The organism is Arthrobacter terricola, assembly GCF_004354015.1.
GTDB classification, from domain to species: domain Bacteria; phylum Actinomycetota; class Actinomycetes; order Actinomycetales; family Micrococcaceae; genus Arthrobacter; species Arthrobacter terricola.
On sequence record NZ_SMRU01000001.1, the window covers coordinates 135,041 to 158,606 of the forward strand.

Sequence of the window (23,566 nt, forward strand, 5' to 3'; positions counted from 1 at the left end):
CCGCCCCTCAAACCGCTGTGCCGCCGTCGGGGGCTTTGCCGCGCCTAGACCGAAACGGTGGTGACCGGCAACGACGAGTCGGGTGCGAAGGCGACGCCGCTCGGATCGATTCCCGCCATGACGAGCTGCGCGCCCAAGGCGGCAACCATCGCGCCATTATCCGTACATAGGGACAGGGGCGGCACGTGCAGGGTGATTCCCGCGGCACTGCAACGCTGGCCCGTCAGTTCCCGAAGCCTGGAATTGGCAGCAACGCCACCGCCCAGCAGCAGTTCCGTAATGCCGTTCTCCCGGCAGGCCAGGACGGCCTTTGACGTAATGACATCCACGACGGCTTCCTGGAACGCCGCTGCGATATCGGCCACGGGAACATCCTCCCCGCGCGCCTCGAACTGTTCAACGCAGCGCGCGACGGCGGTCTTGAGTCCGCTGAAAGACCAGTCGTAACGGTGGGGGCCGGGTTCCTCGACTGTTCCCACGTACTTGGGTTGCGTCAGTCCGCGCGGGAACCGGATGGCTTTGGCGTTTCCCTGCTTGGCGAGCTTGTCGATGGCCGGGCCACCCGGATAGCCCAAGCCAAGGAGCCGCGCCACTTTGTCGTAGGCCTCGCCCGCGGCGTCGTCGATCGTGGAACCCAGCATCTCGACGTCGTCCGTGATGCGCCGGATCCGCAGGATTTCAGTGTGTCCGCCGGAAACCAGGAGCGCGCCAAGGTTCTCCGGCAGGCGCCCGTCCGCGCCGAGCCCGTCCGCGCCGAGCCCGTCCGCGCCGAGCCCGTCCGCGCCGAGCCCTGCACTGGCGAGGCCGGCCGCGCCGCCACTGGCGGGAGCACCGCCGTCGGGATTCCCCGCGACCGGTTTGCCGTCAAGGAGTCCGACGCCGACGTGCGCAACGAGGTGGTTGATGGCGTATAGCGGCTTGCCCGTGGCGACGGCGAGCGCCTTCGCCGCACAGACGCCCACCATGAGCGCTCCGGCCAAGCCGGGTCCGGACGTCACGGCAATGGCATCGATGTCCTCGAGTGTCACTCCGGCCTCGTGCAGGGCCTCCTGGAGAGTCGGAACGAAAGCGTCAAGGTGTGCCCGGGAGGCGATTTCCGGAATCACGCCGCCGAAACGGACATGCTCATCCATCGAGGAAGACACCGTGTTGGTGAGCAAGGTGGTGCCGCGCACAATCCCGACGCCGGTCTCGTCGCACGAAGACTCGATCCCCAACACGAGCGGCTGGTGGATATTGGGCTTGTTCACGCAGGGTTTCCTCCGGTCAATGAGAGCCGCATGATGAGGGCAGCCGCGCCGTCGCGATAGTAGCGCGGCCGGATATGGATCTGTTCGAATCCGAACCGCAAGTACAGGGACTGGGCCCGGGGGTTGTCGGCGCGCACCTCGAGGAGGACGTCCGCCGCGCGGCGCCGCCTAGCCTCCGCGATGAGTTCGCTCAGGATGGCCGAGCCGATTCCCTTGCCTTCGAATTCGGGTACGACGGCGATCGTCTGGATATCCGCGATCGGCTCGATGCACATGAGCCCGGCGTAGGCCACTATGTGCCCGTCGACTTCAGCCACGACATAGCGGCGGGTGTCCACCTGCGCGAGTTCATCGAAGAACATCTGCAGCGGCCACGCGTCGATCGGGAACAGTTTGCGTTCGAGGAGGTCGACGGCGGCGACGTCCTCGGCGGTCATGTCCCGCAAGGTCACGCCGTCGAGCTTGGGATGGGACGATGCGGTCACAGGGCACGCTTCCTGGGGCCGGGCACTTGCGCATCGGATTCGCGAAGGTACAGCGGGGTGGAGTCCGGCAGGGTGTTTCCGGCCGCCAGGAGGGCCATGGCGAACTGGCCGAGGGAGGCCGCATCCGGTTGGGTGGTGCTGAAGTCCTCGTTCGCGTTGACGACGTCCGCGTATATTCCCGCGCCGGCCCCGAACACCGGAAGATCCGGCAATTCAGAGGCAAATCCGACGTGCGGACCATCGACGAGTTGCGGCAATTGGCCTTGCACGAGCGTATAGCGGGCCCAGTAGACCTCCTTGCGGCGTGCATCAGTAGCCACGAGGAACTCGGCCTGCGCTTCGGTTGACTCGGCCACTTCCAAGGCGATCGCGTCCAGGCTGGTGAGACCGAACAATGGCTTGTTCCAGGCAAAGGCCAGCGTGCGGGCGGTCGCGATGCCGGATCGGAGGCCCGTGAACGGTCCTGGGCCGACACCCGTCACGATCAGGTCAATGTCTGCTCCGGTCACACCGGCATCGCTCAACAGCTTCTCGATGCCCGGCGCCAGGACTTCTGCATGGCTTCGCGTGTCCTCCGTGGCGAAGGACTCCACCACGCCTTCCATGGCGTCGTCCGAGATGAGGGCCGCGCTTGCCACGGCCGATGTGTCAATGGCCAGGATCAGCATCGAACATTCCTTTCAGGATGGCGGGCACGGTGCTCCATCGCGGGCCGAAGCCGCGGAATACGATCGTGCGCGGTTCGTCGTCGTCATCGGGGTCGAAGTCGAGCACGGCGTCCAGCCCTGTCGGCCCTCCTGCCGCATCCGAACCGCCCGGGCTCCTGTGCATTTCGATGTCCAGGCGGCTGTCCGAAAGGTGTTCCACCCGTTCGCGCCCCCACTCAACCACCGTGACAGAAGTGTCCATTGTGTTCTCGAGGTCGATGTCGTCGATTTCGGCAGCCGAAGCCAAACGGTAGGCGTCGACGTGGACGAGGTCCGGGCCACCGGGCCGGGGTCCGTCAGGCAAGTTGGGATGGATCCGAACCAGGACGAAAGTGGGCGAAATGACGCCGGCCCTGACACCCAGGCCCTCGCCGAGCCCCTGGGTGAAGGTGGTTTTCCCGGCCCCAAGTTCACCCGTGAGCACCAGAAGGTCGCCCGAGGCAAGTACCCCCGCGAGCGCCGAGCCCAACGCGTGGGTTTCTTCCGCCGTCGCGACCCTGACTTCGCGTTCCCACAGTGCCCCGCTCACGGCCGGTCCGCTTCCGGTGCTTCGTTCGCGTAGATGCGCGGCACGCGAGGGCTGATGCGGGTGACGATCTCGTAGTTGTTGGTGCCGGCCGCCGCTGCCCAGTCGTCCGCCGTCGGACCGCCGTTGGTGCCGTCGCCGAACATGATCGCTTCAGCGCCGCGCAGGCCTGCTTCCGCCGGTCCCACGCCTCCGAGGTCAATGACCATCTGGTCCATGGCGATCCGGCCCACTACGGGGTAGGTGATTTCGCCGATCTGCACGGGACCGCCGGTGGCGACGCGCGGCACCCCGTCTGCGTAACCGAGCGGAATCAGGCCGAGAGTACTTGGCCTCGGCGTCCGGTAGTTCAATCCGTAGGAGACGCCTTGGCCTTCGGGGACCCGCTTGCAATTGGAAACGAGGGTCCGCACGGTCATGGCCGGGCGCAGGCCGAGTTCCGCGGAGTTTTGCCCTTCGAACGGAGACAAGCCATAGAGTCCGAGCCCGACGCGGACAAGGTCGAAATGCGTATCCGGGCGGGACAGGGTGGCGGGCGTGTTCGCAAGGTGCCGGACTTCGGTATCAACGCCGGCGTCCTCGGCCACCGCGATGGCCTCCCGGAACGCTGCCAACTGCTCGTCGGTTTCCAGCCGGTGCGGCTCGTCCGCAACCGCCAGGTGCGAGAAAATGCCTACGACCCGGAGGAGTCCCTCATCCTGGTATTCCATGGCACTGCCCACCAGTTCGTCCCACTGGTCGATCGTCGCGCCGTTCCTGCCAAGGCCGGTGTCCACCTTCAGGTGGATCCGGGCGGGGCGTTCCTGCTCACGCGCGGCCGCAACCACGGCGTCCAATTCCCAGCCGGAAATACCGATGTCGACGCCGGCGGCGACTGCCGCTTGGAAGTTGCTTTCCGTGGTGTGCAGCCACGCCAGCAACGGGGCGTCGATACCCGCGGCACGAAGCGCCAAGGCTTCCGAAATGTGCGCGACGCCGAGCCACCGGGCTCCCGCGTCAAGGGCTGCGCGGGCCACCTGCACGGCGCCGTGCCCGTAAGCATCCGCCTTGACGACGGCCATGACGTTGGCGGGAGAGGCGATCGCGACGAAATGGCGCACATTGTGCCGTACGGCATCCAGGTCGATGACGGCCGATCGTTCCAAGACCGTTGCCGAACCCGATGTTGTGGCGGGTTCGAAACTGGCTGCTGCTTCGTAAGTCACCCAACGATTCTAGTGCCGCGCCAACGTGCGAACTGACGGGTGGCTCCGGCTAGCTCCGGAGCCACGCAGCGCGCTCAAGCGTCTGAACTGTGGGCGATTGTCGCCGTCGCACGCCGTTGGGCGCCGGCGGGGACGCTGCGCACGATGTCCTCAAGGAACGCGAACCGCCTGAGCCACTGGCTGGACTTCCGCTCTGCCCTGGCGTTCGCACGGTGCCACCAATCCGCGATGTCGCCCCAACCCGGGGCGGCCAGCGAGCCTCCCACCTCCTGCACCGCGAGCGAGGCGCAAAGGTTCGCGAATCGCAGCCGGTCCCCCAACGGCCAGCCGGCGAGGGAACCGACGACGAACGCCGCCCCGAAACAGTCCCCTGCCCCGGTGGGATCATAGGCAGTCACCGGCAACGACGGCACCCATTCCTCTTCACCGGTTTCTGAATCCACCGCCATGGCACCCTGGGCGCCCAAGGTCACCACGGCAACGGGAACCCGGTCGGCGAGCGCATAGAGCGCGGACCACGGATTATCCATCCCGGTGAAGGCCATCGCCTCCCGCTGGTTGGGCATGAACGCGTGGAAATTGCTGAGCTGCTCCAGCCGCCTCGGCGACCATTCGCCCGTCGGGTCCCATCCGGCGTCGCCGAACAACTTCACCCCGGCTTTCCGCGCGGCGAGCATCCACGGTTCGGGCTCCTCGCCGAGGTCCGCGACGGCGGCGAGCGCCTTGGGCGGTTCGCCGATCAGTTCCGAGGCGCTCATCGGGGCCGGATGGCCGTGCGTCACCATGGATCGGTCGTGATCCACGCACATGGAGACGGTGACCGGGGAGTGCCAGCCTTCGAACCGGCGGGACAGGGAGAGGTCAACGTGCTCCTGGGTTTCGAGGATCCTCCAATTGAAGTCCCCGTAGCCGTCGTCTCCGAACGCGGCTGCAAGGCTCGTCCGCAACCCGAGGCGCGCCGCGGCTATGGCTTGGTTGGCCACCCCGCCCGGGCACGTGCCCATACCTTGGCTCCAGACTTCAGTTCCCGGTTCCGGCCCGTGGTCCAGCCCCGTGAAAATGATGTCCTGGAACACAGTTCCCGTCAGGAGCAGGTCACAGCCGCCGTCTTCGCCGTCGTTCGTTGCCGCGCGGACCGCGGCAAGGGGATCGAATCCAGGCCTGGGCATTGCGTCCATGCACGGCAGACTACGCCGAGGCCGCCCGTTTGGATAGGCGGCCGTTGGATCAAGGATTCCCAAACGGACACGCGTCGAGCTTTCCTCGCCGGTATGGAATCGGGATGCTGAGGTTCTTGACCGCGTACCTCTCGTCAGGGAGCCTAAGCGCATGGCAACTCGACTTATTCGAGCATCGCCGCCGCGACTGCCGCGATGGCGGTGATGAGCGGCCAGTCTGGACTCTTTCGGGGAAGTCACCGGCGATGGGCTCGGCTTTCTTGGCGCGGACAGCCCAAGGGCGAATCGGAACCTCAGCGCGCACCAGACCTTTGAGTGGCATGCCGGCCTGCTGGTCGACGGATCGGAGGACCCATGAACTGCTGTGTCGTCGGGGGTGGCCCCGCAGGCATGATGCTCGGCTACCTTCTGGCCAGGGCCGGGGTCGAGGTCACCGTAATCGAGAAACACGCCGACTTCTTCCGCGATTTCAGGGGCGACACCATCCACCCGGCCACCATCGATCTGATGGCCGAACTCGGCCTGCTGGAGGAGTTCATGGCTCTCCCGCATACCGAGGTTCCGGAACTATCCATCGGGGTCGACGGCAAAGTTTACGGCCTTGTCGATTTCAGCCGGTTGCCGACGCGTTGCCGGTTCATGGCCTTCATGCCGCAGTGGGACTTCTTGACCTTCCTGGCAGAGAAGGCCAAGCAATACCCGAACTTCCACCTCAGCATGAGCAGCGAAGCAACAGATCTGCTGTGGCGAGGCGACACGGTGACGGGCGTACGCCTCGGCGACCGCAGCATCACCGCTGATCTCACCGTTGCCTGTGACGGCCGCTTCTCCGTGCTGCGGGAGACGTCCGGGCTGCCGGTGCGGGAGTTCCCAATGCCCGTTGACGTGCTGTGGTTCCGTGTGCCCCGTCGCCTCGGGGCAACGCCTACGCTCGGCTATCTCGGCGGTGGCCAGATCGTCCTCGCTATCGACCGGGGAGAGTACTGGCAGTGCGGGGCCATCATCGGCAAGGGAACGATGGGGCAGGTCAGGGAAGCCGGCCTGGATGCCTTCCGGGACAGTATTGCCGGTGCCGCGCCTTTCCTTGCCGAACCGCTTGCGACGCTGGTCGACTGGGAGCAGGTCAAACTGCTCTCGGTGCGCGCCAACCGGCTGCAGCGCTGGTACTGCCCCGGCCTGCTGTGCATCGGCGACGCCGCGCACGCCATGTCGCCAGTCGGTGCCGCCGGAGTGAACTACGCGATCGCCGACGCCGTGGCGACAGCCAACGCGCTCGTCACACCGCTGCGCACCGGCACCCTGACCACAGCAGACCTGCACCGCGTGCAGCGCCGCCGGGCTCCGGCCGTACGCACCGCGCAAACGCTGCAACGCCAACAGACGGCGAACCTGGTCCGTCTGGCAGGATCACGTCCACCCCTGGGGTTGATCCGAGCCATCGACAAACTGCCCCCGGTCAAACACCTCCTCGGGAGGTTGATCGGCCTCGGTATCCGTCGCGAGCACATCCGCTTCGAGCAAGCATGAGCGCCGCGACCGGCCATTGACGCTAAGCAGATGCCTTCATCGGCGTGATGAGTGAGTTGCCGGGGAGATACAAGCCGCCGAACGCCGCCCAAGGGCGGGCACGGGCTGCCGCTCATCCGACTCGTGCCTTCTCCAAGGCAACCATTAGCCCGTCAGTATCAGCGACGTCGTAGAAGGCGACCGCCTGGCCCATCCCGAAGATGAAGAAGTCCAGTCCTGTGTTCTGATACATGCCCAAAAGACCAATGAGTCCTTGGTATCCGAAAGTCACGCTCACATGCCGTCCGTCCCTGGCCCTGTCTACCTTCGTCGGCATGCCGATTACAGGAGAATCGGCTACGGATCTGTTCCCCGTGCAGACGATTGCACGCGAATTGGTCAGCCCGTAGATTGTCGCGATCTTCCGCCGCTTCTTGAAGATGAAACGCCCGAAAATGAAATAGAGGCCGACCACAACGAAGGGAATCCCCCAGATAATAAACAGGGGCTCTCTCACCGTCGTGATAGCCGCACCTTCCCAAAAGACCGCAAACCCTCCCCAGAGGACACTGAAGGGTACAAGGAAGGCGTCAGCCCGGGTGAAGCGCACCCGAGGATCGGGTTGCCCCGCCCACAACAGCTGCTCTCCCTGGCGGAGGAGTGGAAGAATGATGCCTCGTGGGTCGTTCATGCCCGAAGTCTTGCACAGCCGCTTCCCCACTGGAATGGGCAGCCCTGCCGAAACACCAGGACGGAAATTCTTGCATATGACAGCACCCGCTTGCCGGCTGGCTCATTGACGGAACCGATGGGTGAATTATCATCGCAGGCAACCTGCCGCACGGAGTATGCCGACGCCACCGTGCCAGCCCTGGCCCTCCATACTCATAGTTCAAGCGCACACTTGAACTATGAGTATGGAGCAACTCCTTGAGACAGTTCGTGCGCTCGATGGCGTTCTCGATCTCGCCCCCGACAAGGGCAGCGCCTCCCCTGAGATCGCGTGGGGAGACCACTTCTTCTACTACGCACCCGATGGCCAAGTGCCACAGCGGCAGCAACCCTACGCCACCATCGTCACGAAGAACTACCCCGGCGATACCCTTTGCGACCTCGACCATCCCGACCGTTGGCGCCTGAACGTTCACGTCGGTACAGATGCGTTTGTCGAGCTAACCGGTGAGATTCCCCGCGCCGAGCCGACATCCAGGGACTACACCGCCGTCGACGTCGTCCTCCCTCATCCTGTGTATCGCGCGCAAGGGTGGGTCTCAATCATCAACCCAGGTGTCAACACATACGCGCTGGCAACCCGCCTCCTACACCAGGCCCATGAGGACGCGAGGCGGCGGGCGGAGCGCCGGAGAGCCAATAACCCGACAGACGGCGACCTCGACGCAGGCACGGAACGGTGACGCACGCAACGCGCCACCCTCAGTAGAACGCAAACACCGCCCTGTTTGGCGGTATCGGCCCGCCCTACAGAAATGGCTACTCATTGAAGACCGCCTGGTTCCGGCTGTGGCCCCGCCGATCTCAGGAGTAGTGTTTTCGCTGAGGCGTCACCGAAGTCGGGTTGCGCTGATTCATGGGTTCGAGGAGGTCGGTCGTGTCGTTGATCCGCCGCGTAGCTTTCCTTTCGCTCCACACCTCCCCCATGGAACAACCCGGTTCCGGCGATGCCGGCGGAATGAACGTTTATGTCCGCGCGCTGGCCATCGCCCTCGCCGACCTCGGCATAGAGGTCGAGATTTTCACGCGTTCGACGGCGGCCGGGCAGCCCGCCGTCGAACATCCGCACCCAGGGGTCTGCGTCCATAACGTCCTGGCCGGGCCGCCCCGGAAGCTCCCGAAGGAAGAGCTTCCCGAGCTCCTGCACGCCATGGTCGCCGAGATCGAGCGGATCCGGCAACGCCAACCGCACGGACGCTACGACGCAATCCATTCGCACTACTGGGTATCCGGTGTTGCTGGCTTGGAGCTCTCCGCACTGTGGAACGTACCGCTGATCCACACCATGCACACCATGGCGAAAGTCAAGAACCTCGTCCTGGAGTCGGGCGAGCAGCCCGAACCCCGGCGGCGCGAGGAAGGCGAGCAGCGGATCGTGGACGGGGCCGCGCGCCTTGTCGCAAATACCCCGGCTGAGGCCCATGAGCTCGTTTCGCATTACGACGCCGATTTCGACAACATCGATGTTGCTCCCCCGGGTGTTGACCTCTCGGTGTTCATCCCGGCGTTCCATGCACGGTCCCGCACGGAACTGGGCGTGCGCTCCGGAAGTTTCCACCTCCTGTTCGCGGGGCGGATCCAGCGGCTCAAGGGACCCCAGGTCTTCATCGCGGCGGCCGGCATCCTCCGCAAGCGCAGGCCCGACATCGACCTCGAACTCACCATCCTCGGCGCGTTGAGCGGAGCGAAGGACTTCGACCTGAACTCCTTGATTTCCGACGCGGGGCTCGACGACGTCGTGACCCACCGTGCGCCCGTCACGGCACCGACGCTGGCTGGCTGGTTCCGCTCGGCAGACGTCGTGGTCATGCCGTCGTTCAGCGAATCGTTCGGTCTGGTTGCCCTGGAGGCCCAAGCCTGCGGGACGCCGGTGGTCGCGACCAACGTGGGCGGGCTGACCCGGGCCATCTCGAACGGCCGGACCGGCATTTTGGTGGATGGACATGATCCGTCGCGCTGGGCGGACGCCATCGAGGCCCTCTACGACGACCCCCGCACACGGGAGGACATGGGCCGCGCCGCCGCAGTGCACGCCGAGGCCTTCGGCTGGCAGCGGACCGCCGCCGTCGTCCTCGAGAGCTACCAAGCGGCCATCGGCCCGGTTCTCGTCCGCCACACCTGACGCCCGATCACATCTCGCGCCCGTCCCGGCAACCCTCGCGCATGTCCGGCGGCGTGCCTGATAGATTGTCGCGCACAGTGTTCGACACGAAGTTGAGGACAAGGATGTCTGAAAACAAGTTCTTGAGCGACCTTGAAATTGCCCGCAACGCGACTCTGCGTCCGATTGAGGAGATTGCTGAGCGTGCGGGGATCAATGTCGATGCCCTCGACCGCTATGGTCGCTTCAAGGCGAAGATCGATCCCGCGAAACTTCGGCTCCCCCAGGGCAAGGACCCCGGCAAAATTGTCCTCGTCTCGGCCATGTCCCCTACCCCGGCCGGAGAAGGGAAGTCCACGACCACTGTGGGGCTCGCCGATTCGCTGGCGCGCGCGGGGCACCGCGTCATGATCGCCCTGCGCGAGCCGTCCTTGGGGCCGATTCTCGGTATGAAAGGCGGAGCGACCGGCGGCGGGTACTCGCAGGTCTTGCCGATGGATGAAATCAACCTCCATTTCACAGGCGATTTCCACGCGATTACCTCGGCAAACAACGCGTTGATGGCTCTCGTGGACAACCACATTTTCCAAGGCAACGAACTCAATATCGACCCCCGACGCATGACCTTCAAGCGCGTCCTGGACATGAACGATCGATCCCTGCGCGAAGTCGTCATCGGTCTGGGCGGGCCGGCGCAAGGCGTTCCTCGACAGGACGGGTTCGATATCACCGTGGCGTCCGAGATCATGGCCGTCTTTTGCCTCGCCTCGGATCTGGACGATCTTCGCGAGCGCCTGGGCCGGATCACTTTCGGATACAACTACGACCGGCAACCGGTCACCGTTGCGGACCTCGGAGTCCAAGGAGCGTTGACCTTGCTCCTCAAGGATGCGATCAAGCCAAACCTCGTTCAGACCATCGCGGGCACCCCAGCGCTGGTCCACGGCGGCCCGTTCGCCAACATCGCCCACGGCTGCAATTCGCTCATCGCCACTCGGACGGCGCAGCGGCTGGCGGACTTCGTTGTCACGGAAGCCGGATTCGGGGCCGACCTCGGCGCCGAAAAGTACATGGATATCAAGGCGCGGATCGCGGACGTGGCTCCTTCCGCCGTCGTGGTTGTGGCGACCATCAGGGCACTGAAGATGCAAGGCGGCGTCCCCAAGGATCGTCTCAAGGACCCGGACCTCGAGGCGCTTGCCGCTGGAATCGAGAACCTCAAACGGCACGTTCACAACGTTGAGAAGTTCGGCGTCACACCGGTTGTCGCCATCAACAAATTCGCGACCGACACCCCAGAGGAGCTCGACTGGCTGCTTGCATGGTGCGCCCGCGAAGGGGTGCGCGCGGCGGTGGCGGATGTTTGGGGCCGGGGCGGAGGTGGCGACGGCGGCGACGAGCTCGCGGCGAAGGTCGCCGAAGTGGTGGCGGCAGCATCGCCGTCGGACTTCCGGCACTTATATCCGCTCAGCCTGCCAGTGGAGGACAAGATCCGCACGATCGTGCAGGAAATTTATGGTGCCGACGGCGTCGAGTTCTCAGTTCCCGCGATCCGGCGCCTGGCGGACATCCGGAAGAACGGCTGGGACCGTATGCCGGTGTGCATGGCGAAAACGCAGTATTCCTTCACGGACGATGCCTCGCAGCTCGGCGCTCCCAAGGGATTCACGGTGCACGTTCGGGAGCTGATTCCCAAGACCGGGGCCGGCTTCATCGTCGCGCTGACCGGCGCTGTCATGACGATGCCAGGCCTTCCCAAGGAGCCGGCGGCAATGCGCATGGACGTCGATGAGCAAGGCAACCCCGTCGGCCTCTTCTGACACCGCTTATGTATTCCGGTAATTTCCCGAACGCCCGCTCACATGAGTCGGTCATTTCCCAAACGCCCGCTCACCTATGCCGGTCATTTCCCAAACGCCCGCTCACCTATGCCGGTCATTTCCCAAACGCCCGCTCACCTATGCCGGTCATTTCCCAAACGCCCGCTCACATGAGTCGGTGTGCCAGGTTTTGGTCTTCGCGCGCCAAAGGTGGCCTGTGGATAACTTCTGCACGTAAGCAACTGTTTGGGTAACAATGCCGGTATGCAGAAACCTCTTGCCCTTCCGCCTGAACTTCTGTCAGGACCCTTCACCCTCCTCGAAGCCCGGGCTCAAGGCCTCGGTCTCGACCAAATCCGTCGTGCCGGCGCCGCCCACGTCAGCCGTGGATTGTATCGTCCGGCAAACTGGGATTTCGATCTGGAGGCCGCCGCCCGGGCACTTTCGGCCGCGACGCCTGGCGCTTGGATCTCCCACGTGACAGCAGCCCGGCTTCGCTGTTCCATGCTTCCGCCTTGGCTCGCCGACTCGACCGAGCTTCATCTCAGCAAGCCCCGATCCCTGCCAGGTGTTCGCCGCAAAGGCGTGGTGGGGCACAGGGTCATCGCGGCCGAAGGCGAAGTCGAATCCGTGGACGGAATCCTGATAAGCACGCGGTCACGCACCTGGCTGGACTTGGCAAAGGTGCTGCCGTTGAGCGACCTCGTATGCATGGGTGACGAACTGATTCGCGTGCCCCGGCAAGTATTCGAGGGTCGGGCTGTTCCATACGCGACTGTCGATGAGCTCCGCGCAATGGTGGAGCGGCATCCAAACTTGCAAGGAGTCGTTCGTGCCCGCGAAGCGCTGGATTTGATGCGGGTGGGTTCCGACTCCGGTCCCGAGTCCTTGCTGCGCTTGGCAATGTTCGACGCCGGGATCCCCGAGCCCGAGCTTCAGATCAGGCTTCGGAAAGCGGACCCGTTCTCGCCTTCGGCCGATTTGGGGTTTCGGCAGCGGCGCGTCGCCATTCAGTACGACGGCGGCCATCACCTCGGGGAGGCCCAATCCCTCAGCGATCGACGCCGGGATAAAGCTTTCGAAGCGGCCGGGTGGAAGGTCCTCGTGTTTCGCAAAGACGATTTGGAAGACGGATTTAAGGAAGCGACCAGGAAGATCAAGAAGACACTACGTTCGGCGTGGGTGGATCCCGCCGTCGCGTCAGGATTTGAACGGGCGGTCTAGTGATGCCGGACCTTGTCCCCTCGTCCGCCCTGGCCGGGTTCTGTGATCAGCCGGTTTATTCCAGTCTCAGGGATCAAACAGCGGACGCCCGCCCACTTTGGAAGTGAGCGAGCGTCCACAGGAAACCCGCCAAACGTGAGCGGGCGTCCGCAGGAAACCGGCCAAACGTGAGCGGGCGTCCGCAGGAAACCGGCCAAACGTGAGCGAGCGTCCACAGGAAACCGGCCAAACGTGAGCGAGCGTCCACAGGAAACCCGCCAAACGTGAGCAGAGGGTTAGCGCTCGACGTCTCCGCGGATGAAGGCCTCGACCTTTTCGCGGGCGAGGTCGTCGTTGAACTGCTCCGGCGGGGACTTCATGAAGTAGCTGGAAGCCGAGAGCAGCGGGCCACCGATGCCACGGTCCAGGCCGATCTTCGCGGCGCGGATCGCGTCGATGATCACGCCGGCGGAGTTCGGGGAATCCCAGACCTCGAGCTTGTATTCGAGCGAAACCGGGGCGTCGCCGAAGTTACGGCCTTCGAGGCGGACGAAAGCCCACTTGCGGTCATCGAGCCAGGCGACGTAGTCGGACGGGCCGATGTGGACGTCGTCGGCGTGCAGTTCGGCCTCGACGTTGGAGGTCACTGCCTGGGTCTTGGAGATCTTCTTGGACTCGAGGCGGTCGCGCTCAAGCATGTTCTTGAAGTCCATGTTGCCGCCGACGTTCAGCTGGTAAGTGCGGTCCAGCGTGACGCCGCGGTCTTCGAAAAGCTTGGCCATGACGCGGTGGGTGATGGTCGCACCGATCTGGCTCTTGATGTCGTCGCCGACGATCGGCACACCGGCCGCGGTGAACTTGTCTGCCCATTCCTTGGTACCCGCGATGAACACAGGCAGGGCGTTTACGAACGCGACACCGGCGTCGATGGCGCACTGCGCGTAGAAGTGGGCCGCGTCCTCGGAACCTACGGGCAGGTAGCACACCAGGACATCGGCCTTGGATTCCTTCAACGCGGCAACAATGTCCACCGCTTCTTCGGGTGCTTCCACAATGGTCTCGCGGTAGTACCGGCCCAGCCCGTCCAAGGTGTGTCCGCGCTGGACCTTCACGCCGAGCTTGGGGACATCGGCGATCTTGATGGTGTTGTTTTCGCTGGCGCCGATCGCGTCCGCGAGGTCCAGGCCAACCTTCTTGCTGTCGACGTCGAATGCCGCGACAAACTGGACGTCGTTGACGTGGTACTTGCCGAACTCGACGTGCATCAGACCTGGAATCGTGGCCTGGGGGTCGGCGTCGCGATAGTAGTGGACACCTTGGACCAGCGAAGCGGCGCAGTTACCTACACCGACAATGGCCACACGAATCGGATGTGAAGACACGGAACTCCTTTGAGAACTAACCTCAGGTGCCTTGCGCGTCAGTACCTGAATGTACGACGGCGTCTTAAAGGCACAGCGCCATTCGGCGCTCCTTGCATTGTAACCAACCCGGGAGGGACCGGCTTTGTTCCCGGCCGGCCCCTCCCGTCATTTAAGTTACGCGTCCTGCTTCTGTGCCCACAGGTTGATGTCGGATTCGACGGCGAACTCGTCGATTGCCGTCAGTTCCTCAGTGGTGAACTCGAGGTTGTTGATGGCGGACAGAGTGTCCTCCAACTGCGCGACACTGGATGCGCCCACCAGTGCGGATGTCACGGGCGACCCCTTGGGTTGTTCGCGCAGGATCCACGCGATAGCCATTTGCGCCAGGGTCTGTCCTCGTCCGGCGGCGATGGCGTTCAAACCGCGTACTCGATCCAGCTTCTCGTCCGTCAGGGCCGACTCTGAGAGAAAGCGGGCCTTGGCCGCGCGGGAGTCCGCCGGTACGCCGTGCAAGTAGCGGTCGGTGAGCATGCCCTGTGCCAGCGGTGAGAACGCGATGGATCCCGCGCCCACCTGATCGAGCGCCTCGTAGAGGTTCGGCGAACCGTTCTCGGTCCAACGGTTGAGCATGGAGTAGCTCGGCTGGTGGATGAGGAGCGGGGTGCCCATTTCCTTCAGGATCCGGGCAGCCTCAAGCGTCTGCTCCGGGGTGTAGGACGAGATGCCGGCGTAGAGCGCCTTCCCCGAACGGACGGCGTGGTCCAGCGCGCCCATGGTCTCTTCGAGCGGCGTCTCGGGGTCGGGACGGTGGCTGTAAAAAATATCCACATAATCCAGCCCCATGCGGCTCAGCGATTGATCCAGGCTGGAAAGCAGGTACTTGCGGGATCCCCATTCCCCATAGGGACCGGGCCACATGTAGTAGCCGGCCTTGGTGGAAATGATCAGTTCGTCGCGGTACGGCTTGAAGTCGTCCTGGAGGTGGCGTCCGAAGTTGGTTTCGGCGGAACCGTCCGGCGGACCGTAGTTGTTGGCGAGGTCGAAGTGGTTCACGCCAAGATCGAAGGCACGGCGCAGGATGGCGCGCTGCTCGTCGAATCGCTTGTCGTCGCCGAAGTTGTGCCAAAGCCCCAGTGAGATGGCAGGGAGCTTGAGACCGCTGCGTCCGACGCGGCGGTAGGGCATGGTTTCATAGCGGTTTTCCGCAGCCGAATAAGTCATACCCACCATCCTGCCACCGGTACCCAAGCGGCCCGTTCAATGTCCGTCATGTGGGCACCGTCACGTAAGGCGTACGACGGCGGCGCTCTCGCCCGGGAGGGTCAGCATGGCGTTCCCGACGGCGGCAGCAGGGTCCGTGGCGAGCAAGAGTTCGGCATTCATCGCCCGTTCGAGAGGGGTGGTGCCGAAGTTGTAGGCCACCTTCACGTCACCGCGGGTCAGGATCAGCCATTTGTCCTCTTCGTTGAGGTCGACGTGGGTGTCGGTGAATCCGCCTTCGGCGAGTTCCGGCGTCGAACGCCTCAAGGCTGTGAGGGCGCGGTACAGCTCCAGAAGCCGGGCGTGGTTGCTGTCCTGGATTTCCTCCCACTTGAGCTTCGAGCGGAGGAAGGTCTCCGGATCCTGCGGGTTCGGCACCTTAGCGGGGTCCCAACCCATCCGTTCGAATTCCTTGAGCCGGCCCTCGGCGGTGGCTTGAGCCAACCAGGGCTCGGGATGGGAGGTGAAGAATTGCCACGGCGTCGAGGCACCGAATTCTTCCCCCATGAAAAGCATCGGCGTGAACGGGGAAGTCAGTGTCAATACGGCAGCCAGCGCAAGCCTGCGGTAGGACAACGTGGCGCTGAGGCGGTCACCCGCGGCCCGGTTGCCGATCTGGTCATGGTTCTGGTTGCAGACAACGAGCGCGGCCGGGTGCGCCAAGCCAGTGCGGATCGGACGTCCATGGTGGCGTCCCCGGAAGCTCGAGTAGCTTCCGTCATGGAAGAACCCGTGTTCCAGGACCTTGGCCAATGCCGCTAACGAGTCGAAGTCCGCATAGTAGCCGGCGGTTTCGCCTGTGAGGTTGACGTGGACAGCGTGGTGGAAATCGTCGCTCCACTGTCCTTCAAGCCCGTAACCGCTGACGTCGCGACGGTAGAACATGCGCGGATTGTTCAGGTCCGACTCGGCAATCAAGGTTTTAGGAATGCCTGTTTCGGCTTCAATGCCGTCAGCGAGGGCTGCCAGGTCTTCCAGGATGTGGACGGCCCGCTCGTCACGGAGTGCGTGCACGGCGTCGAGTCGCAGGCCGTCGACGTGGAAATCGTCCAACCACATGGCGGCGTTATCCAGGATGTATTGCCTGACCTCGTCGGAGCCCGGGCCGTCCAGGTTGACCGAATCGCCCCACGAGTTGCCTTCTCCGGACTTGAGGTACGGCCCGAATTTCGGCAGGTAGTTCCCGCTGGGTCCCAAGTGGTTGTATACGACGTCCTGGATCACACCAAGGCCTGCAGCGTGGGCAGCATCGACGAACCGCTGGTACGCTTCCGGTCCCCCGTAGGCTTCGTGGACAGCGAACCAAAGCACGCCGTCGTACCCCCAGTTATGGGTGCCGTTGAAGGCATTTACTGGCAGGAGCTCCACGAAGTCGATCCCCAGTTCGGCGAGGTAATCCAGCTTCTCGGCGGCCGCGTCAAGCGTCCCCTCAGGAGTGAAGGTGCCGATGTGGAGCTCATAGATGACGGCCCCGCCAAGCCCGCGCCCAGGCCACTCTGAGTCCTTCCAGGCGTGGGCGGCGGGGTCGAAGGTGCGGGACAGCCCATGCACCCCGTCCGGTTGGCGCTGCGATCGTGGATCGGCAAACGGACCCTCGCCGTTCACCAAGTAGCCGTAATCCGTGCCCTCGGTCCGGGGAACATCGGCCAACCACCAACCCGCGGCGCGTTCCTCATCCGGCCGCATGTCATGTTGCTGACCCGCCGCTAGCAGTGAGACGGATTCTGCCTGCGGCGCCCATACCTCGAACGCCTTGCCTGTGTTGGTTTTCTGGGCCATCGCTCCCTCAATCGTCTGGTCCGGTCATTCGCATGGTCTGGTCGATCGCGTGGTCTGGGCTTCTTCCGGCCGCTAGGGCTTATCCGGCTGGTTCGTCGGCACCAACAAGGCCACGGGGTAACTCCGGAGGAGTTTTTCGACCGGCAATTTGCCCGCGGAATAGCTGTTGCCCGTGAATTCGTCCCGGGCATCGTGTGCAAGGTTGATGAAAGTGTCTTGCCATCCGCCGTTTTGTTCGAGCTTCCGCGGGAGCCGCGTGGCCACCGTAATGGCGCCCTGACCGCCCGGTGCCCCTCGTTCAAAGGCAATCACGTGATCAGCTGCTTGCCCCTCGGCCTCGACCGGACTGTAACCGCCGAAAAGCTCCGGGCGGTCGCGGCGAAGGCGAAGTGCCCGGGAAGTGACCAGAAGCTTGGCCATCTCGTTCCGCGTTTCGGTCTCCGCGCCAGCGTCGAGCGCGGCAAGCGCAGTCCTCCGCCGTTCGAAGTCCACCGGGCGTCGGTTGTCCGGGTCCGTGAGTGAACGGTCCCAAAACTCCGTCCCTTGGTAGACGTCCGGCACGCCGGGCATCGTCAGCTGGACGAGCTTGGCGGAGAGCGAGTTGGACGCCCCGTATGGGTCTAGGAGGGCCACGAACTTTTCCAGCTGGGCGGTCGCCTCCGGCACGTCGAACACGGCGTCGACGGCGGACGTCAGCCTCGTTTCGAACGTCGCGTCTGGCTCGAACCAGTTGGTGGAGTTACCGGCTTCCCGCGCAGCCTTGGTGACATAGCCGTGCAGGCGTTCGCGTCTGGCGGGCCAAGCGCCCGCGACGGCCTGCCATACGAGGGCTGCGAGTGGCCCGTCAGGGATCGGTGCCACGGCCTGCATGTGGTCCAGGAACGCTTCCCATTCCGGGACGGACTCGGCGATGGCTGAGATCCTGGCGCGTGTGTCTTCGCTGCGCTTGGTGTCGTGGGTCGTCAAGGTGGTCATCGACAGAGGCAGGCGATCCTGGCGAAGGGCCATCCGCTCGTGGAAACCCCGGACCGGCAACGCGAACTCCGTGGGGTCCGCTCCGACCTCGGTCAGTGTGCCGAGACGGGTGTAACGGAAGAACGCGGTGTCTTCCACACCTTTGGCCATGACCATGCCGGAGGTTTGCTGGAAGCGGCGGCCAAGTTCACGCTCGGCATCAAGCAACAACGGGAGCAGGCCTTTGAGGACCGGTTCCAGTTCCGGCCTGGCCTCTGCCGCGTGTTCGACTGCCTCCACCAGGACGTCCTTGCCGAACGGCAGGTAACTCCGATAAACGGTGAAGCAAGCGATGATTTCGGATAGTGCGTCGGCAACATCCGGCCGTGGCAGTTCCACGGACTCCGGGACGAGCCGGGCGAGCCGCAGGATCTCCGAGTGAAGGATCCCGTCCGTGATGCGCCGCTTGGTGCCGTGGATCATTTCCGGGTAGTCGGCCGCCGTGCTGGTGCCGCGGAGCCGCGCGTCCAAGGCGTCAAGCGGCGCTTCGGCGTCGGGATCCACGAAAAGACGGTCGACGTCGGCGAGCGCGTCATAGCCTGTGGTGCCTTCGCAATCGAAGGTCTGAGGGAGTTGCTCGCCGGGCTCAAGGATTTTCTCCACGAGAACGTAGGATCCGCCGCTCGTGTCCTTGAGGCGCGCGAGGTAGCCCTCCGGATCGGCGAGCCCGTCCGGGTGGTCAATCCTCAACCCATCGACAAGTCCTTCGCTGAACCAACGGGCAATTTCCGCGTGGGCTTCGTCGAACACTTCGGGGATCTCCACCCGGATTCCAGCCAAAGAGTTGACCGCGAAGAAGCGCCGGTAGTTCAGTTCCGAGTCGGCCTGGCGCCACCCCACGAGTTCGTAGTGCTGGCGCGCATGGACGTCACGCGGATCGTCACCGGCGGTGAAGGTGCCTTCGGCGAGCGGAAACCGGTGATCGTAGTAGCGCAATTCGCCGTCGACAACCTCGAGCTGGTCTACGTCTTCCGCGCTGCCAAGGACGGGAATCCGGATCTTTCCGCCGCCAAAGTCCCAATCGACGTCGAACGCTTCCGCGTAGCGAGACGACCGGCCCTCCTTCAGGAGCGACCACCACCACGCGTTTTGCGGAGGCGATGCCACGCCCATGTGGTTGGGAACGATGTCCACGAGCACGCCCAGTCCGGCGTCCCGGGCCGCCCGGGACAACACGGCCAGTCCTTCGGCTCCCCCACGGGATGCGTCAACCGTGGAAGGGTCCGTGACGTCGTACCCATGGTCCGAACCTTCCTCCGCAGTGAGGATGGGCGACAAATACACCCAATCCGCCCCGAGGTCCCGGAGATAGCCCGTGAGTGCCGCCGCGTCCTGAAGGGTGAACGATGGCCGGATCTGGAGCCGGTAGGTGGAGGCCGGTGTCCTCATGCTCCCCCGTTCCTGGCCGTCCGCAGTTTCCTGGTCCGTTTCGGAGCAGCGGCGGGCTTGGATTCCGGTTCGGGCTTGGACTCGGCTTCCGCCTCAGCCCCGCCTTGCGGCTCACCTTCCGCCTCAGTCACACCTTCCGGTTCAGGCTGTGGTTCATGCTCCGCCTCAGGTTCAGGCTTCGAACGGGCTGCCTGTGCAGACGCTGCCGGCGTTGTGGGCGCGGGGATGGTTGGAACGGTCAAGGACGCCGTTTCGGGAGTGGTCGATTGCGTCAATGCCGCAACGGACGCAGCAACGGAGTGATCCGGTTCCACATCCGGGGCCGTATGCGCCCGCAGCACGACGAGGGCCTTGGCGCCCACGCCGAGCACGGTCTCTGCCGGGACGGGCTGGGTGTTGGCACCCTCCCCAGCGGTATCGATGATGATGTCCCAGGCCGGCGCGTACTCGTCCGAAGGCATCTTGAAGCCAACTTCCTCGTCGTGCGCATTGAAGTACAGGAGGAAGTTGACGTCCGTGATGCGGCGGCCTTGGCTGTCGCGCCCGCGGATGCCGTCCCCGTTCAGGAACACGCCTACGGATCGGCCGAATCCGCTGTCCCAGTCCGACGGCGTCATGGTAGTTCCGTCGAGGTCGAGCCAGACGATGTCCGGAAGCCTCTCACCCTCGCCACGCAGTACCGGGCGCCCGTCGAAGAAACGGCTGCGGCGGAAGGTGGGGTGCTTGGCGCGCAGCGCGCTGACGGCGGCCGTGAACTCCACGAGGGGCTGGTCCACGGATTCCCAATTGATCCAGGTCAGTTCGGAGTCCTGGCAGTAGCCGTTGTTGTTGCCGCGCTGTGTACGTCCGAGCTCGTCGCCGTGCAGCAACATGGGGACGCCTTGCGAGAGCAACATGGACGCGATGAAGTTCCGCTGCTGGCGGGCCCTGAGGGCAAGGACCGCCGGGTCCTCGGTGGGGCCCTCCACGCCGCAGTTCCAAGAGCGGTTGTGGGATTCGCCGTCGTTGTTATCTTCGCCGTTCGCCTCGTTGTGCTTCTCGTTATAGGAGACGAGGTCGGACAGCGTGAAGCCGTCGTGGGCCGTGACGAAGTTGATCGATGCCACCGGGCGGCGTCCCGAGTGTTCGTAGAGGTCTGCCGAACCGGTCAGGCGGGAAGCGAACTCGCCCAGCGTCGACGGTTCGCCGCGCCAGAAATCGCGCACGGTATCGCGGTACTTACCGTTCCACTCGGTCCACTGCGGCGGGAAGTTGCCCACCTGGTAGCCGCCGGGTCCGACGTCCCACGGCTCGGCGATCAGTTTGACCTGCGACACCACCGGGTCCTGCTGAATGAGTTCGAAGAAGGTGGACAGTTTGTCCACGTCATAGAACTCGCGGGCAAGCGTCGAGGCAAGGTCGAAGCGGAACCCGTCAACGTGCATCTCGGTGACCCAGTAGCGCAGGGAGTCCATCAGCAACTGGAGCGAATGCGGACTGCGGACGTTGAGCGAGTTACCGGTGCCCGTGTAGTCCATGTAGTGCTTGAGGTCGCCCTCCACCAGCCGATAGTACGCCGAGTTGTCGATTCCCTTGAAGGACAAGGTGGGCCCGAGGTGGTTGCCTTCGGCAGTGTGGTTGTAGACGACGTCGAGGATGACTTCGATGCCCGCGGTGTGCAAGGACCGCACCATGGCTTTGAAGTCCTGGACCTGCTGGCCGGTATCGCCTTTGGAGCTGTAGCTGTTGTGCGGGGCGAAAAAGCCGATGGTGTTGTAGCCCCAGTAATTGTTCAGGCCTTTGTCCTGGAGGATGCCGTCATTGGTGAACTGGTGGACGGGCATAAGCTCAATGGCCGTGACGCCCAACTTCTTGAGGTGCGCGATGACGGCGGGGTGTGCCACCCCCGCGTATGTGCCTCGCTGTTCTTCCGGGACCTCCGGGTGCATCTGGGTCAAGCCCTTGACGTGGGCTTCGTAGATGAGTGAGCGGTGGTACGGAATCCGAAGCTGCTGGTCGCCTGCCCAGTCGAAGAAGGGGTTGATGACGACGCCCATCATCATGTGTTGTGCGGAGTCCTTGTCGTTTCTGGAGTCCGGATCTCCCATGTTGTATGAGAAGAGCGCCGGGTCCCAGTCGATCTGCCGGTGGATGGCCTTGGCGTAGGGGTCCAGGAGGAGCTTGTTGGGGTTGAAGCGCTGGCCGGTTGCAGGATCGTACGGGCCGTGAACGCGGTAGCCGTATTTCTGCCCCGGTTGGACATGCGGAAGGTAGCAATGCCATACGTAACCGTCAACCTCGTTGACGGTGTAGCTCATTTCGTCCCCGTCGTCGTCAAAGAGACACAACTCCACCTTTTCCGCCTTCTCGCTGAAGAGCGCGAAGTTGGTTCCCGTGCCATCAAAGGTGGCTCCCAACGGGTACGCGGTTCCTGGCCATATGTCCATGTGTTCTCCTTCACTTGACGGATAACTTGATCACAGCCTAGCGAGCTACTGGGACATTTAAGGAACGCCTCGGATTACGCGGACACGTACTTGTGGATAACTCGGAAGGTTTCCGGCACTTCCCGCGCAATGGCGGCAGCCGTCGTCGGACCGGCCCCGGAGGCCGCTTTCCCGGCCATCCCATGGATGCTTGCACCGACGGCGGCAACAGCGGCCCAGCGCTCCTCAGGGCCGATTCCGATCCCGGCGAACGGGCCGTCGTCGCCGAGTCCCGACGCCGCGTATGAAGCAGCAAGGGCTCCAAGGATCCCGCCGAGGACGTCGCCGCTGCCGGCCGTCGACATCCACGGATTGCCGTCCGACTGGCTGAAAACCGTGCCGGACGGAGAAGCTATGAGCGTCGTGGCGCCCTTGAGCAAGACCACGGCTCCGGTGTGTTCGGCCGCGAGTCGGACAAAGTGCAGGGTCCGGGATTCGACGTCGTCACGCGTCACCCGCACTTCGCTGCGCCCGAGGAGCGAAGTGAGCTCGCCTGCGTGCGGGGTCAGGATCCAGTTGGGCGGGCAACGTTCCGGAAGCAATTCGAGGGCTCCGGCGTCGACGACGGCGGGCTGGCCGCCGTCGTACGCAGCCTGCAAAGCGTCCTTGGCGCGCTGCAATTGGTCAGAACCGTCCAGCCCTGGACCAAGGAGCCAGGCCTGGACCCTTCCGGGCTCGTCAGGCTCCCAAATAGCCTCCGGGGTCCTGGCCAGCACTTGCCGGGCGACGGTCTCCGGGCCGAGGTACCGCACCATTCCTGGGCCGGATACCGACGCGGCTTCGACGGAAAGCGCGGCCGCGCCCGTATAGCGGGCTGAGCCAGCCACAACGCCTACCACTCCCCTGGTGTATTTCTGGGCCCGACGTCCCGGATGCGGCAATAGTTTGGCGAGATCGTGAACCGTGAGCCGCCGCAGGGCAGGAGATGGAAGGTGGTCTTCTATGCCGATCTGCACCACGTGCACCCGGCCGGAGCAGCCTTCGCCGGGGTCCGCCAGCAATCCGGCTTTGGCTCCTCCGAAAGTCACAGTGAGCCTTGCGGTCAGGACAGGCCAATGGGTTTCTCCCGTATCTGCATCCACCCCGCTCGGAACATCACACGCCACCACGAGGGCCGGATGGAGCTCCTGCAACGCCGCCACCAGTTCCGCCGCGGGACCGTTGAGGCCGCCCCGCGCGCCCGTGCCAAGGATGGCGTCGATAACCACGTCGTCACCGGCGGTGGCCACGGCGAGCTCTTCGACATTCGCGTCATCCAAGGGCTGGACCCGCCCGCCGGCGGCCCTGAAAGCAGCCAAAGCGTCGGGGTGGGCCGAGCCTGCGGTGAGTACCGCCGTCGTACGCATTCCGCGGCGCGCCAGCATTGCGGCGGCAAAAAGGCCGTCGCCGCCGTTGTTGCCCTTGCCCGCGAGTACCGTGACGCTTGAGCCGTAGATGCGGCGACCGTCTGCACGGAGTTCGCGAACGACGGCGTTTGCCAGCCCGTGCGCGGCCCGCTGCATGAGAACAGCGCCCGCACCGGCATCAATAAGCGGTTTCTCCGCTGTCCTGACCTGTGTACCGGTGTAGGCGCTGATCATGG

Annotated in this window: 18 protein-coding genes; 5 read left to right on the forward strand and 13 right to left on the reverse strand. The window is 64.3% G+C overall.

The features are described 5' to 3' along the window. Positions 1-44: 44 nt before the first annotated feature. From E1809_RS00680 to E1809_RS00705, 6 genes are all read right to left on the reverse strand, one after another. Entirely contained in the window at positions 45-1,250 is a 1,206-nt protein-coding gene (locus E1809_RS00680) for a tRNA (adenosine(37)-N6)-threonylcarbamoyltransferase complex transferase subunit TsaD (RefSeq protein ID WP_235835366.1), read from the reverse strand. After that, positions 1,247-1,687: a ribosomal protein S18-alanine N-acetyltransferase gene (rimI, locus tag E1809_RS00685; RefSeq protein WP_133202500.1), complete on the reverse strand. Its 441-nt coding sequence runs from the start codon at positions 1,685-1,687 to the stop codon at positions 1,247-1,249. Before rimI ends, E1809_RS00680 begins: the two co-directional genes overlap by 4 nt. Positions 1,688-1,731: 44 nt before the next feature. Further along, entirely contained in the window at positions 1,732-2,403 is a 672-nt protein-coding gene (tsaB, locus tag E1809_RS00690) for a tRNA (adenosine(37)-N6)-threonylcarbamoyltransferase complex dimerization subunit type 1 TsaB (protein WP_133202313.1), read from the reverse strand. Next, positions 2,384-2,971 (reverse strand): tRNA (adenosine(37)-N6)-threonylcarbamoyltransferase complex ATPase subunit type 1 TsaE, encoded by a 588-nt coding sequence (gene tsaE, locus E1809_RS00695; protein ID WP_133202314.1) that lies wholly within the window; start codon positions 2,969-2,971, stop codon positions 2,384-2,386. Before tsaE ends, tsaB begins: the two co-directional genes overlap by 20 nt. Further along, positions 2,968-4,173 carry an alanine racemase gene (alr, locus tag E1809_RS00700; protein WP_133202315.1) on the reverse strand — a complete coding sequence of 402 codons (1,206 nt, stop codon included), beginning with the start codon at positions 4,171-4,173 and terminating at the stop codon, positions 2,968-2,970. The genes tsaE and alr overlap by 4 nt, the downstream gene beginning before the upstream one ends. Before the next feature lie 74 nt (positions 4,174-4,247). Next, a complete protein-coding gene (locus tag E1809_RS00705; RefSeq protein ID WP_133202316.1) occupies positions 4,248-5,351 on the reverse strand; it encodes a carbohydrate kinase family protein in 1,104 nt (367 codons plus the stop codon). 354 nt (positions 5,352-5,705) lie between these two features. On the opposite strand from E1809_RS00705, the gene E1809_RS00710 reads away from it, so the two are divergent. After that, complete coding sequence (locus tag E1809_RS00710) at positions 5,706-6,878, forward strand: FAD-dependent oxidoreductase (RefSeq protein WP_133202317.1); 1,173 nt, start codon at positions 5,706-5,708, stop codon at positions 6,876-6,878. A 112-nt stretch (positions 6,879-6,990) separates the two neighbouring features. Here E1809_RS00710 and E1809_RS00715 read toward each other — a convergent pair whose 3' ends face one another. Then, positions 6,991-7,548 carry a hypothetical protein gene (locus E1809_RS00715; protein ID WP_133202318.1) on the reverse strand — a complete coding sequence of 186 codons (558 nt, stop codon included), beginning with the start codon at positions 7,546-7,548 and terminating at the stop codon, positions 6,991-6,993. Between the two features lie 220 nt (positions 7,549-7,768). Here E1809_RS00715 and E1809_RS00720 point away from each other — a divergent pair, with 220 nt between their 5' ends. From E1809_RS00720 to E1809_RS00735, 4 genes are all read left to right on the forward strand, one after another. Beyond that, entirely contained in the window at positions 7,769-8,272 is a 504-nt protein-coding gene (locus E1809_RS00720; protein WP_165962165.1) for a DUF6194 family protein, read from the forward strand. Positions 8,273-8,466: 194 nt separating this feature from the next. Further along, positions 8,467-9,711 (forward strand): D-inositol-3-phosphate glycosyltransferase, encoded by a 1,245-nt coding sequence (gene mshA / locus E1809_RS00725; protein WP_133202319.1) that lies wholly within the window; start codon positions 8,467-8,469, stop codon positions 9,709-9,711. A gap of 104 nt (positions 9,712-9,815) precedes the next feature. Then, positions 9,816-11,510: a formate--tetrahydrofolate ligase gene (locus E1809_RS00730; protein ID WP_133202320.1), complete on the forward strand. Its 1,695-nt coding sequence runs from the start codon at positions 9,816-9,818 to the stop codon at positions 11,508-11,510. Between the two features lie 264 nt (positions 11,511-11,774). Beyond that, entirely contained in the window at positions 11,775-12,734 is a 960-nt protein-coding gene (locus E1809_RS00735) for a DUF559 domain-containing protein (protein ID WP_133202321.1), read from the forward strand. Positions 12,735-13,009: 275 nt separating this feature from the next. On the opposite strand, the gene E1809_RS00740 is transcribed toward E1809_RS00735, so the two are convergent. The 6 genes from E1809_RS00740 to E1809_RS00765 form a co-directional block, all read right to left on the reverse strand. Next, positions 13,010-14,095, reverse strand: a complete 1,086-nt coding sequence (locus tag E1809_RS00740; RefSeq protein WP_133202322.1) for an inositol-3-phosphate synthase — start codon at positions 14,093-14,095, stop codon at positions 13,010-13,012. A gap of 156 nt (positions 14,096-14,251) precedes the next feature. Continuing rightward, on the reverse strand, positions 14,252-15,298 hold the full coding sequence (gene mgrA / locus E1809_RS00745) for an L-glyceraldehyde 3-phosphate reductase (protein ID WP_133202323.1): 1,047 nt from the start codon (positions 15,296-15,298) through the stop codon (positions 14,252-14,254). 60 nt (positions 15,299-15,358) lie between these two features. Further along, positions 15,359-17,116: a malto-oligosyltrehalose trehalohydrolase gene (treZ, locus tag E1809_RS00750; RefSeq protein ID WP_133202324.1), complete on the reverse strand. Its 1,758-nt coding sequence runs from the start codon at positions 17,114-17,116 to the stop codon at positions 15,359-15,361. Positions 17,117-17,188: 72 nt separating this feature from the next. Further along, positions 17,189-19,519, reverse strand: a complete 2,331-nt coding sequence (gene treY, locus E1809_RS00755; protein WP_133202325.1) for a malto-oligosyltrehalose synthase — start codon at positions 19,517-19,519, stop codon at positions 17,189-17,191. Continuing rightward, positions 19,516-21,945 carry a glycogen debranching protein GlgX gene (gene glgX, locus E1809_RS00760; RefSeq protein ID WP_133202326.1) on the reverse strand — a complete coding sequence of 810 codons (2,430 nt, stop codon included), beginning with the start codon at positions 21,943-21,945 and terminating at the stop codon, positions 19,516-19,518. The genes treY and glgX overlap by 4 nt, the downstream gene beginning before the upstream one ends. Positions 21,946-22,019: 74 nt before the next feature. Beyond that, positions 22,020-23,564: an NAD(P)H-hydrate epimerase gene (locus tag E1809_RS00765; RefSeq protein ID WP_205754053.1), complete on the reverse strand. Its 1,545-nt coding sequence runs from the start codon at positions 23,562-23,564 to the stop codon at positions 22,020-22,022. Between the last annotated feature and the right edge of the window lie 2 nt (positions 23,565-23,566).